Below are 11,857 nucleotides of genomic sequence, written 5' to 3'. Positions count from 1 at the left end.
GGCCGGCGACCCGGTCCCGATCGAGGCCGCCGATCGCCCCGGCCAGGGCGCGGTGCAGCGACTCGCCGGGCGGGGCGGCGCTGGAGTTCTGGTTGGCCCCTCCCGCGGTGCTGCGGGCGAGAATGTTTCCATTGAGGTCACCGACGACGCAGCGGGTCGTCGTGGCGCCGGCGTCCACGCCGATGACCAGCGGCTCGCGCATTCCAATCACCGTACTCCATTGACGAAACCGACATCGCAACGGAAACTTTTCCACATGAAGGGCAAGGACGACCCCGACGAGAGCCGCACGGTCTCGACGGCGGTGAAGATCCGCGGGCTCCTGCCCTCGCTGTCGCGCGCCGAGCAGCGGGTCGGGAAGATCATCATCGACGAGGCGAGCACCGCCGCGCTGATGACGATCACCGAGCTGGCCAAGCGGGCCCACACCTCCGAGACGACGGTCATCCGATTCTGCCGGGCCATCGGCGTCTCGGGCTATCCGGAACTGCGCCTGCGCCTGGCCGCCGAGGCCGGGCGGGTGCAGGACGACCAGGGCCAGGAGGCGGTCGGCAGCGACATCAGCCTCTCCGACGACCTCGGCCAGGTGGTGAAGACCATCGCCTACGCCGACGCGCGGGCCGTCGAGGACACCGCCGCCCAGCTCGACCTCGAGGTGCTGGGCAAGGTGGTGGCGGCGATCGCCGAGGCCCGCCGGGTCGACGTCTACGGCGTCGGCGCCAGCGCCTTCGTGGCCCAGGACTTCCAGCAGAAGCTGCACCGCATCGGCCTGACCGCCTACGCCTGGTCCGACCTGCACCTGGCGCTGACCAGCGCGGCGCTGCTGCGCGAGGGCGACGTCGCCGTCGGCATCTCGCACACGGGCACCACGATGGACACCATCGAGGCCTTCGCCGAGGCCGGCCGGCGCGGCGCGACCCTGGTGGCGCTCACCAACTTCCCGAAGTCGCCGATCACCCGGGTCGCCGACCTGGTGCTCACCACGGCGGCGCGGGAGACCACGTTCCGCTCCGGGGCGATGGCCAGCCGCCTGGCGCAGCTGACCGTCGTCGACTGCGTCTTCGTCGGCGTCGCCCAGCGCACCTACGAGCGGACGAAGTCGGCGCTGGAGGCGACCCGCGACGCGGTGCGCAGCCGCCGTACCAAGTCCGATCGGGGCCGCTGGTGAGCGTCTCGCCCACCGAGGAGCGCAATCCTCACACGGTCTACATCGACCAGCTCTCCACCCTCGACGTGCTCCGGCTCATCAACGCGGAGGACCGCAAGGTCGCACCGGCGGTCACCGCCGTGCTGCCACGGCTGGCCGACGCCGTCGAGATGGCCGTCGCCGCCCTGCGGGCCGGCCGCCGCATGCACTACTTCGGGGCCGGCACGTCGGGCCGCATGGCCGTGCTCGACGCCGCCGAGCTGCACCCGACGTTCGGGGTCGGCTACGACCGGGTGGTGGCCCACATCGCGGGCGGCCCCTCGGCCGTGCAGCACGCCGCCGAGGGCGCCGAGGACGACGAGGAGCTCGGCGCGGCCGAGGCCGGCGACGTGATCGCGGACGACGTCGCGGTGGGCACCACGGCCAGCGGCGGCACCCCGTTCGTCGGCGGCGCGCTGCGGGCCGCCCGCGCCGCGGGCGCCGGCACGGTGCTGATCTCGGCCAATCCGGACGCGCCCCTGGCGCCTCTCGCCGACGTGCACATCGCCGTGGACACCGGGCCGGAGGCGATCACCGGCTCGACCCGGATGAAGGCCGGCACGGCCCAGAAGCTGGTGCTCAACGCGCTGTCGACGGCGGTCATGGTGCGCCTCGGTCGGACCTACTCCAACCTCATGACCGACATGGTGGCCAGCAACAGCAAGCTGCGTGGCCGTCAGATCCGCATGCTCGCCCAGGCGACCGGCCTGCCGACCCAGACCTGCACGGCCGCCCTGACCGAGGCCGGCGGCGAGTCGAAGGTGGCGCTGGTGGCGCTGCTGGCCCAGGCTCCGGCCGCCCAGGCCCGCCTGGTGCTGGAGCACACCGGGGGCGTGGTGCACGCGGCCCTGCGCGAGCTGCGCGGCGCCTGAGTCCCTCCCTAGCTCAGCCTGTCCCGCCGCCCTGCGCGAGCTTCCGCGGCGCCTTTGCCCCTTCTTGCCCCTCACTGCCCTGCCGCCCTGTGCGAGCTGCCGCGGCGCCCGTGCCCGTCTTGCCCCTCCCTGCCCTGCCGCCCTGCGCGAGCTCCCGCGGCGCCTTTGCCCCTTCTTGCCCCTCACTGCCCTGCCGCCCTGTGCGAGCTGCCGCGGCGCCCGTGCGCTCGTTGCCCCTCGTTGCTCCGTTCCGCCCGACCTGCCGCGCCGCCGCTGCCCGCCCGGACCTGCCGGGCCGCCTGCCCGACCTGCCGCGGCGTTCGCCCGGCCTGCCGCGCCGCCTGCGCGGGCTGCCGCGGTGTCTGAGCCCCTCCCGGCCTCGGGCGCAGCCTGCCCGTGCCCCGGTGGTAAAAAACCTTCGATCACGACGGATTGGTCGGAAGGTATCGACATCGAGCGCCGTGACGGTATAGCGTGCCGTCAATCCCACGCCATCGGTTTCCCCCGGAGGAGCACATGGCAAGATTCCCGGCCCTCGCCTCGCTCGCCGCCGTCGCCTGCCTCGTCGCGCTCGCCCCCGGCTTACCGGCGGCCGCCCACCCGGGCGTCACGCACGACGAGCAGATCTCCTTCCACCGCTGGCAGACGTTCCCGCAGTGGTACGCCGGCGAGGCGCACGGCACGCTCGCGGTCCCCGGCCCGCGCCCGTTCCTGACCATCGGCCGCCCCGCGGGCACGACCGACTTCACCGATCCGCACACCGGGGTCACGAGGACGTGGGAGTACGCGACCTGGACCTCGCGGACCCAGCGCGTCGGCTTCGGCGCCAGCGAACTGGTCGCGTCCTGGAACGCCGACGCGCCCGAGGGCACCTGGCTGCAGGTCGAGATGCAGGGCACGTACACCAACGGCGAGGCCACCCCGTGGTACGTCATGGGCCGCTGGGCCAAGGGCGACCAGGACATCAAGCGGTCCTCGGTGGACGGCCAGGGCGACCCGTACTCGACCATCTGGACCGACACGTTCTCCATCGACGACGTGACCCGCGGCGTGCTGCTGCAGGACTACCGGCTGCGTCTGACGCTCTACCGGGCGCCCGGATCGCACGCCGCGCCGCGCGTCTACCAGGCCGGGGCGATGACGTCCAACGTGCCGGACCGGTTCACCGTGACCCCGAGCGCCGGGCACATCGCCTGGGGCAAGGAGCTGCCGGTGCCGCGCTACTCGCAGAACATCCACGTCGGGCAGTACCCGGAGTACGACGGCGGCGGCGAGGCCTGGTGCTCGCCCACGTCCACGGAAATGGTCACCGAGTTCTGGGGCCGCAAGCCCACCCCGGCCGACCTCGCCTGGGTCGACCCGTCCTACGCCGACCCGCAGGTCGACCACGCCGCGCGGAACACCTACGACTACACCTACGAGGGCGCGGGCAACTGGCCGTTCAACACCGCGTACGCCGCGAGCTACGGCCTGACCGGCATCGTCACCCGGCTGCACTCCCTCGACGAGGCCGAGCGGTTCATCGCCGCCGGCATCCCGGTCGTCACCTCCCAGTCGTTCCTGGCCAGCGAGCTGAGCGGGGCGAACTACTCGACGTCCGGGCACCTCTTCGTCATCGTCGGGTTCACCGCGACCGGCGACGTCGTCGTCAACGACCCGGCCTCGTCCTCCGACGACGCCGTGCGCAACGTCTACAAGCGCGCGGAGTTCGAGCAGGTCTGGCTGCGCACCAAGCGCCACCGCGCGGACGGCTCGGTCGGCTCGGGCAGCGGCGGCGTCGCGTACATCATCGCGCCCACGTGGAAGCCGCTGCCGCGCGTGGCCGGCTCCGACAACTGGTGAACGGAGGCAACGTGCGTACCCTTGCTATCACGGCAATCGCGGCCGTCGCGCTCGGCGCGGTCGCGGTGCCCCTCCCGGCGGCCGCGGAGACGGTCTCCTCGCGGCAGCAGGACTTCGCGGACGCCGCGACCGCCGCGGGAGTACCGCGGGACGTGCTCCTGGCCGTGTCCTACCTGGAGTCGCGGTGGGACACCAACCGCGGCCTGCCCAGCACCAGCGCCGGCTTCGGCCCGATGCACCTCACCGACGCCAAGTCCGTAACGGGGGCGTCCGGTGCGGTGTCCACCGAGAACGCCCGGGGCGACGAGTCCCGCCCGGCCCGGGCCGAGGGGCCGGCCGCCGCGTCCGCGCCCGCCCTCGCCGCGCCGGCCCTGCAGACGCTCGACGCCGCGGCCGCGCTCACCGGCGCGGACAAGGCGACGCTGCGCACCGACCCGCGGGCCAACATCCGCGGCGGCGCGGCGCTGCTGGCCGCCTACCAGCGCGACCTCGGCGCGCCGGCGGGCGTCAGCAGCGACCCCGCGGCCTGGTACGGCGCGGTCGCCCGCTACAGCGGCGCCGACACCGCCGACGCGGCCGCCCAGTTCGCCGACGAGGTCTACGCCACCCTGCGCGACGGCGCCGACCGGGTCACCGACGACGGGCAGCGGGTCACGCTGGCCGCGCACGCCGCGCTCAGCCCGCAGACGTCGTGGCTGGACCGGCTGGGCCTTCGCCACCCGGCCCGCCCCGACGGCCTGGAGTGCCCGGCCGACCTGCCGTGCGAGTGGATCCCGGCGCCGTACCAGGAACTGGGCGGCGGCGACTACGGCAACCACGACCTGAGCGACCGTCCGGCCCGGCAGCGGATCCAGTACATCGTCATCCACGACACCGAGGCGACGTACGACACGACGATCGGCCTCGTGCAGGATCCGGCGTACGTCAGCTGGAACTACACGGTCCGCTCGGCCGACGGCCACATCGCCCAGCACGTGAAGACCAAGGACGTGGCCTGGCACGCCGGCAACTGGTACGTCAACGCCACCTCCGTCGGCATCGAGCACGAGGGCTTCGCCGCGGAGGGCGCCTGGTACACCGAGGCGATGTACCGCTCCTCGGCCAGGCTGGTGCGGTACCTGGCGCTGAAACTGGCCATCCCGCTGGACCGCAACCACATCATCGGCCACGACAACGTCCCCGGCACCGTGCCGTCGACCGTGCGCGGCATGCACTGGGACCCGGGCCCGTACTGGGACTGGGACCACTACATGGACCTGATGCACGCCCCGATCCGGGCCCTCGGCACCGCGCACACCGGCCTGGTGACCATCGACCCGGTCTACGACACCAACCGCCCGGCCTACACCGGCTGCACGGGCGCGGCCACCAACCCGTGCCCGGAGCACGGCTCGTCGCAGCTGATCCTGCACACCGCCCCGGACGCCAACGCCCCGCAGCTGACCGACATCGGCCTGCACCCGGACGGGTCCCCGTCGACGATGCTGCTGTCCGACCACGGCTCCCGGGTGGCCACCGGCCAGACCTACGCGGTGGCCGGCCGGCAGGGCGATTGGACCGCCATCTGGTACCTCGGCCAGAAGGGCTGGTTCTACAACCCGCCCGCCGCGCCGACGGCGAAGTGGGCGACCGGCCTCGTCGCCGTGCCCAAGGCCGGCCGGGACACGATCCCGGTGTACGGCCGCGCCTACCCGGAGGCGTCGGCCTACCCGGCCGGCGTCCCGGTCCAGGCCGTCACCCCGCTGCAGTACACGCTCGCGGCCGGCCAGCGCTACGCGGTGGGCAACATCGTGCGGGGCGAGTACTACCGCGCCGTCACCTTCGACGGCTCGAGCCCGGGCGACTGGACCGTGATCCGCGGCGACACCTGGTACGCCCAGATCCAGTTCGGCCACCGCCTGATGTACGTCAACCTGGCCGACGTACAACTGCTGCCCTCACCCATCGGCGCCCCCTAGCGCCGTCGTGGATGTGCGCCCGGTCCCGGCAGCGCCGCCGGACCGGGCGCGCAACGCGCCCCAGAGCACCACCGCCCCCGCGGCGGCGCCGCAGGCACCGGTCACGGGAAGAGTCCGCCAGTCGTCGTGGGATGCGTAGTGCATGGTGAAGCGGTAGACGCCGTTCGCCAGGCCCAGCAGAAGGCAGCAGGCAGCGGCCGCCGTCGGGGTCGCCCCCCACGTGGCCCTGAACCGGTCGATGACCGTGTCCCCGAGCCGGCGGCTGAGGTAGACCGCCACCAGGGCGCAACCGCCCAGCAGCAGCGCCACCATGAGAAGGATCCCGACGGCGATCAACAGCGCTGCCTTCGGCAGGAAGTAGGCGGCTACCCCCGCGGCCGCGTTGAGCGCGAGGGCACCGCAGCAGAACACCAGCAACGTCCGCACGGGTACACGATATTCGGCCCCCTCAACCGGCAGCGGCCACGTGGATGCCGATGTCCGGGCGTCCGTCGACCGCTCACGATGCCTGCCGAGATTGCGCTTCTCTCCACTCCGGCGCCAACACCGACATCACGATTGCGTCCACTCGATGGTCGTCGAACTTGAGAGCCGCACGCTTCACGCCCTCTACTGTGAAACCAGCCTTCTCGTACATCCTCCGGGCCCGCGGATTGAAGGCGTAGACCTCCAGACCGACGCGATGCAGGGGCAGCGCGGTGAAGGCGTGCCGCAGGATGAGGCCGGTCGCCTCGGTGCCCAGGCCACGCCCGCGGCCATCCGGGCCGATGAGGATGCGGAACTGGCAGCTCTCGTTGGCGGGTTCCCACTTGTTGAGTACGACCTCGCCCACGCACATCGCGGAGTCGTTGTCCACGATCGCCAGATCGAGCCGATCGCGCTGGGCGTTGCGTGATCCGTACCAGCTACGCAGGCGGTCATCGACGATCGGGCGGCGATGCTCTGTCTCCGCGGTGGAGTGCGCGCTGCCCGTCAACCGGACAACCTCGGCATCCGCGATCGCCGCCGCCATTGCCGGCAGGTCCTCGTCGCGGAACGGCCGGAGCGTGACCCGGCTACCCGCCAGCACTGGCTTGATCGTGAAGGGAGAGGACACCTCGGAATCGTAGGCGGCGAAAACGGCCGCCGGCCGCATCCGCCTCAGAACCAGTCTGTGGGCCGCCAGGACGGACCGGCGTACGCCGGCGGATCCTCTCGCAACGCCTTGATGCTGTGCCACTGCGCGGGCCATCGCGCGGCCGGCCCAGCGAGCAAGGCCCGCGCCTCGGCGGCGCTCTCGTCGGGCCGCTCCCTGTCCCAGGGCACGCTCACGAAGATCTGGTACTCGTCCGGCTCCTCGAGCCACACCACGAGCTCGTCGGCGCCGTCGGCGTGAACCTTGACGCCCTCGATCCGTGGCGGCAGGGCGAGGCCGGTCAGGATGAGCCGCCCGGCCCGGCGCTCCGGCGTCTCCCAGCCGTGCTCGGCCCCGACGCGGGCCACCTCGGCGTCGTAGGCCCCGGCATCGAACAGTGTCGTGCGCCGCTCGCCCTCCCACCGCGCGCCGCGGCGGCCCCACTCCCAGCGCACCACGTCGCCCTCGCGGCGGATGCGCGCCTCGACGGCGAAGCAGTCCGGGCCGCAGCTCGGGCAGCAGGCGATGGTCGCGGTCGTGAACTCGCCGGTCGCCGCGAAGCGGTTCACCGGCACCAGCACGTGCCACGGATCGGGGCCGTCGTTGTCGTCGGCGCGGCTGACGTCGTCGCCGTCGATGCGCACGATCACCCGTAGGTGCTCGACAGACAACGACAGCACCGACGTCATGCTTACCAGTCTACCGTCGCCCACCCGCATCGAGGGGTCCACATAGGACGCGCGGCGACGGCGATCGTGCGGCCCAGGCAGCTCGGCGGTGCCGGGCAAGATCGCCCGGTGGTGGGTCAAGTCGGGGGCGCGGTGGCCGATGGGGTTTGGGGGAGTCCTGCGGTGAGGAGCGGTCGTGTCCCGGTTGACGATTCGTGCCCGGCTGGTGCTGAGCGTGCTGGTGTTGCTGGTGGTGGCGGTGACGTCCCTGGTGGCGCTGGTGACCGTGCGCGCCTCCGCGAGCCTGGAGGACTCCGCGCTGGACGACGCGCAGCACAGCGCGGAGGTCAACGCCGCCGGCGTGGAGCGCACCATCGCCGCCACCGTCGGCACCGCGCGCGACCTCGCCCAGACGCTCGCGGTCGTGGCGCAGGAGAGCCCGTCCCGCGACGCCGTCGACATGCTCATCAAGAGCCTGCTCGAGTCCCATCCGGCGTACCTCGGGGTCTGGTCGGCGTGGGAGCCCAACGGGTTCGACGGGCGCGATGCCGCCTTCACCAAGCGCGCCGCGGACTCCGACCCGAGCGGGCGGTACGTGCCGTACTGGCACCGCGGCGACGACGGCGGGGTGGCGCAGCAGCCGATCCTGGACCTCGACGACCCGTCGAGCAACTCGTGGTACACCGAGCCGAAGCGCACCGGCCAGGAGATGCTGCTCGAGCCGTACCCGTACGACGTGGGCGGCAAGCAGGTCCTGATGACCTCGGCGACGGTGCCGATCATGATCGGCGGCAAGTTCGCCGGGCTCGCCGGGGCCGACATGGCGCTGGCCGACCTGGAGACGCAGATCGCCGGGATCAGGCCGCTGGGTGCGGGCAGCGCCGTGCTGCTGAGCACCGCCGGCAACGTCGTGGCCGGCGGCAACGCGGACCAGCGCACCAAGCCGCTGCCCGGGCCGCTCGGGGACCTGGCCAAGCGCGCCCGGGGCGGCGGGACCGTGCGCGAGGTGACCAAGGTGGACGGCGCCGAGCGCATCGTCGTCGCCGTGCCCATCAAGCTCATGGCCGGCGACACGTGGTCGCTGGTCGTGTCCATCCCGCGCGGCGTCGTGCTGGCCCCGGTCTCCTCGCTGCGCGGGCAGGCGATCCTCTACACCCTCGTCGCGCTGGTGCTGGCCGGGCTGGTCGCGCTGGGGGTGGCCCGGGCCGTGGTGGTGCCCATCGTACGGCTGCGCGACCGCATGGCCGGCATCGCCGACGGCGAGGGGGACCTGACCCAGCGGGTCGACGAGTCGGCGCACACCGAGGTCGGTCAGCTCGGCGCGGCCTTCAACCGGTTCGTGTTCAAGGTGGCCGGCACGGTGCGCGGCATCGCGGACGCCGCAGACGAGCTCACGGGGGCCAGCGCCGAGCTCACCGGAGTGTCGGACCGTCTCGCCGGGTCGGCCCGTGACTCGGCGCGGCAGGCCGGCCTGGTCTCCGACTCGGCCGGGCGGGTGGCCCGGGACGTGGACACCGTCGCGGCCGGGGCGGAGGAAATGGGCGCGTCGATCCACGAGATCGCGCGCAACGCCTCCGAGGCCGCGCGGGTGGCCGCCTCGGCCGTGGACGTCGCCGAGCAGACCACGGCGACCATGGCGAAGCTGGACGCGTCGGGGGCCGAGATCGGCGAGGTCCTCGCCACCATCACGTCGATCGCCGCGCAGACCAACCTGCTCGCGCTGAACGCCACCATCGAGGCGGCCCGGGCGGGGGAGTCGGGCAAGGGCTTCGCCGTGGTCGCCGCCGAGGTGAAGGAGCTCGCCCAGGAGACGGCCCGGGCCACCGAGGACATCGGCGGGCGGATCGCGGCGATCAAGGGCGACACCACCGAGGCGCTCGCCGCGATCGCCCGCATCGGCGAGGTCATCGCGAGGATCAGCGACTACTCGACCACCATCGCGACCGCGGTGGAGGAGCAGACGGCGACCACCGCCGAGATGACCCGCTCGGCCGGCGACGCGGCCGCCGGCACCGGCGAGATCGCCGGGGTCATCGGCGGGGTGGCGGGCGCCGCGGACGCGGCCACCGGCGACGCGGGCGCGGCCCAGGAGTCCGCCGCCCGCCTGGCCGCCCTGTCCCACCGCCTCCGCGAGCTGGTCGGCTCATTCCGCTACTGACGCGAAGTACTCCGGGATCGGCGTGCTGCCCTGCATCATCCCGAAGAAACGGGTCGTCTCCTGCGGGCTGGCGGCGACGCGGGCCAGCAGCGCGGCCATCTCCGGTGCCGGGGGCTCCATCGAGGCGAGCTGGCAGGTCAGCTGCAACGCCGGGCCGAAGCGCGCGTCGCGCCGGGCCGCGTACTCCTCGACCGCCGCGTCCAGGCCGCGCTCGCCGAACAGTCCACTGTGGACCGCCTCGGTGAGCATCTCGGCCGCCACGAACGCGTCGGTGATGCCCGCGGCCATCACCGGGTCCTTGTGGTACCCGGCGTCGCCGACCAGGGCCCAGCCCGGGCCGGCCGAGCGGCGGAAGAAGTTCGGCACGTCGGCGGTCCCGCGGATGCGCTCGGCCCGCTGCGCGCCGCCGATCCGCGCGGTCAGCGCCGGGACGCGGGCCAGCGCCTCGGCGTAGTTGCCCTCCACGTCGCCGCGGAAGTCGTGGAACTGCGCGATCGGGCAGGCGACGAAGACGCACGTGAGCCCGTCATTGGTCGGGAACAGCACCACCGCGCGGTCCCCGAGCTGGAAGATCTCGGCGGTGACGACCCCGTCGGGGCTTTCCAGGCCGCGATAGTACGCGTAGTAGCCCGCCGTCAGCGAGGGCGCATCGCCGTAGAGCGCCGCCCCGGCGTCCTTGGCCACGACCGAGCGCAGCCCGTCGGCCCCGACGACGATGCGGGCCGTCGCCTCGAACCCCTCGCCGCGCACGCCGGTGACCCGCCCGTCCCCGTCGCGCAGCAGCCCCTCGACGGTGACCCCCTCGCGCACCTCGGCCCCGGCGGCGCGGGCCGCGCCCACCAGGATGGCGTCCAGCGCGGTACGGCGGACACAGAACGGACGCGCCGCGACCCCCTCGGCCGGCGGCGCCCCGCTGATCGCGAACGGCCCGAAGTCCATCGTGAACCGCTCGATCGGCGGCGCGCCCGCGCCCTCGACCGCCTCCCGGAGCCCCCACCGCTCCAGCGCGGCCAGCCCCGGCACCTGGATGAGGTGCGTGGACAGCGCGTCGCTGGGGAACGTCGCCCGGTCCACGACGAGCACCCGGTGCCCCCGGCGGGCCAGCAGCATGGCGGTGGGCGAGCCGGCGCAGCGCGCCCCGACCACGATGACATCGAAGTCCATGACATGGAGCCTAACGCCACCAGTGGACCGACTCGACGTACATCGTCTGCGGAAAGGTCGTCGAGGGCGGCGGCGTGCCGGGCCAGCGCCCGCCGGCGGCCACGTCGAGCAGGAGGTACGCCGGGTGCTCGAACACCCACTCCTGCCGCGCCCAGAGGTCCTCGCGGCGCAGGGTCGCCCGCACCACGCCGTCGACCGTCCACTGCAGCACGCCCGGCCACCACTCCAGCCCGTACCGGTGGATGCCCGTGTCGGGTCCGCCGGCGGGCCTGGCGGTGAAGGCCCGCTCCCAGCCGCGGGCGGAGCCGTCGGGCCCGTGCACGGGGGTGTCAGCCTGCCGACCTCGATCCTCTCGGCCGCCCCAGGGGCCGGTCCGTGGTCCCGGCGGCGAGGGGACTTCGGTCCCGCTCGGTCGGGAGGTTCGGCACGAGCGCCGGGTCCCCGCCGGGGATGACGATGTGTGTGTCAAGAGGGAACGGCATAGGGAGGCCGAGATGAGCACCGCACACATCCACCGGGTGAACCACCTCGAACGGGTCGAGGCCCCGGGCAGCATGCTCACCAAGACCGCCGCGAAGGCCCTCGCCGTGCTGCGGTACGCCACCGGGTTCGTCTTCCTCTGGGCGTTCCTCGACAAGACCTTCGGGCTGGGCTACTCGACCCCATCGGCGAAGGCCTGGATCAACGGCGGCAACCCGACCAAGGGTTTCCTCGCCTCGGTCGACGCGGGACCGCTGCAGGGCTTCTTCCACACCATTGCCGGGACCTGGTACGCGAACTGGCTGTTCATGCTGGGCATGCTCGGTATCGGCCTGGCCCTGATCGCCGGTATCGGTCTGCGGGTCGCTGCCGCGTCGGGGACGCTGATCATGGCCGGGATGTGGCTGGCTGAGTG

General features: G+C 73.2%; 10 protein-coding genes and 2 pseudogenes. 6 read left to right on the top strand and 6 right to left on the bottom strand.

Going from position 1 to position 11,857, the window contains the following annotated elements; genetic code table 11:
• A pseudogene (locus ABD352_RS43025) lies at positions 1 to 202 on the bottom strand (ATPase); the annotation flags it as partial.
• Positions 203 to 256: 54 nt separating this feature from the next.
• Here ABD352_RS43025 and ABD352_RS43020 point away from each other — a divergent pair.
• The 4 genes from ABD352_RS43020 to ABD352_RS43005 all read left to right on the top strand — a co-directional run bounded on the left by ABD352_RS43020 (position 257) and on the right by ABD352_RS43005 (position 5,858).
• Complete coding sequence (locus ABD352_RS43020) at positions 257 to 1,168, top strand: MurR/RpiR family transcriptional regulator (protein ID WP_344618363.1); 912 nt, start codon at positions 257 to 259, stop codon at positions 1,166 to 1,168.
• Complete coding sequence (gene murQ / locus ABD352_RS43015) at positions 1,165 to 2,058, top strand: N-acetylmuramic acid 6-phosphate etherase (protein ID WP_344618362.1); 894 nt, start codon at positions 1,165 to 1,167, stop codon at positions 2,056 to 2,058. The genes ABD352_RS43020 and murQ overlap by 4 nt, the downstream gene beginning before the upstream one ends.
• Positions 2,059 to 2,574: 516 nt before the next feature.
• Positions 2,575 to 3,900 carry a C39 family peptidase gene (locus tag ABD352_RS43010; RefSeq protein WP_344618361.1) on the top strand — a complete coding sequence of 442 codons (1,326 nt, stop codon included), beginning with the start codon at positions 2,575 to 2,577 and terminating at the stop codon, positions 3,898 to 3,900.
• 11 nt (positions 3,901 to 3,911) lie between these two features.
• Positions 3,912 to 5,858 carry an N-acetylmuramoyl-L-alanine amidase gene (locus ABD352_RS43005; protein WP_344618360.1) on the top strand — a complete coding sequence of 649 codons (1,947 nt, stop codon included), beginning with the start codon at positions 3,912 to 3,914 and terminating at the stop codon, positions 5,856 to 5,858.
• Here ABD352_RS43005 and ABD352_RS43000 read toward each other — a convergent pair.
• From ABD352_RS43000 to ABD352_RS42990, 3 genes are all read right to left on the bottom strand, one after another.
• Positions 5,838 to 6,284 (bottom strand): hypothetical protein, encoded by a 447-nt coding sequence (locus tag ABD352_RS43000; protein ID WP_344618359.1) that lies wholly within the window; start codon positions 6,282 to 6,284, stop codon positions 5,838 to 5,840. The two genes, ABD352_RS43005 and ABD352_RS43000, sit on opposite strands and share 21 nt — an antisense overlap.
• Before the next feature lie 73 nt (positions 6,285 to 6,357).
• Positions 6,358 to 6,954 (bottom strand): GNAT family N-acetyltransferase, encoded by a 597-nt coding sequence (locus tag ABD352_RS42995; protein WP_344618358.1) that lies wholly within the window; start codon positions 6,952 to 6,954, stop codon positions 6,358 to 6,360.
• A gap of 44 nt (positions 6,955 to 6,998) precedes the next feature.
• The gene (locus tag ABD352_RS42990) at positions 6,999 to 7,661 is read right to left on the bottom strand and encodes a hypothetical protein (protein WP_344618357.1); all 663 of its coding nucleotides are present in this window, start codon (positions 7,659 to 7,661) and stop codon (positions 6,999 to 7,001) included.
• A 175-nt stretch (positions 7,662 to 7,836) separates the two neighbouring features.
• Between ABD352_RS42990 and ABD352_RS42985 the strand changes: the two genes are divergently transcribed.
• Entirely contained in the window at positions 7,837 to 9,798 is a 1,962-nt protein-coding gene (locus tag ABD352_RS42985) for a methyl-accepting chemotaxis protein (RefSeq protein WP_344618356.1), read from the top strand.
• On the opposite strand, the gene ABD352_RS42980 is transcribed toward ABD352_RS42985, so the two are convergent.
• Both ABD352_RS42980 and ABD352_RS42975 read right to left on the bottom strand, forming a co-directional pair.
• Entirely contained in the window at positions 9,784 to 10,962 is a 1,179-nt protein-coding gene (locus ABD352_RS42980) for an NAD(P)/FAD-dependent oxidoreductase (RefSeq protein WP_344618355.1), read from the bottom strand. The two genes, ABD352_RS42985 and ABD352_RS42980, sit on opposite strands and share 15 nt — an antisense overlap.
• A 10-nt stretch (positions 10,963 to 10,972) precedes the next feature.
• A complete protein-coding gene (locus tag ABD352_RS42975) occupies positions 10,973 to 11,284 on the bottom strand; it encodes a family 16 glycosylhydrolase (RefSeq protein WP_344618354.1) in 312 nt (103 codons plus the stop codon).
• Positions 11,285 to 11,456: 172 nt separating this feature from the next.
• Here ABD352_RS42975 and ABD352_RS42970 point away from each other — a divergent pair.
• A pseudogene (locus ABD352_RS42970) lies at positions 11,457 to 11,857 on the top strand (hypothetical protein); the annotation flags it as partial.

It is taken from the genome of Dactylosporangium salmoneum (assembly GCF_039532525.1).
GTDB classification, from domain to species: domain Bacteria; phylum Actinomycetota; class Actinomycetes; order Mycobacteriales; family Micromonosporaceae; genus Dactylosporangium; species Dactylosporangium salmoneum.
Note: the sequence above shows the minus strand (reverse complement) of the source record. Positions and strands in the feature narration are given on the sequence as shown.

Excerpts from the sequence above, each read along its gene's own strand:
- ABD352_RS43010 (WP_344618361.1), top strand. The coding sequence starts at position 2,575 with ATGGCAAGATTCCCGGCCCTCGCCTCGCTCGCCGCCGTCGCCTGCCTC.
- ABD352_RS42980 (WP_344618355.1), bottom strand. The coding sequence starts at position 10,962 with ATGGACTTCGATGTCATCGTGGTCGGGGCGCGCTGCGCCGGCTCGCCC.
- ABD352_RS42990 (WP_344618357.1), bottom strand. The coding sequence starts at position 7,661 with ATGACGTCGGTGCTGTCGTTGTCTGTCGAGCACCTACGGGTGATCGTG.
- ABD352_RS43020 (WP_344618363.1), top strand. The coding sequence starts at position 257 with ATGAAGGGCAAGGACGACCCCGACGAGAGCCGCACGGTCTCGACGGCG.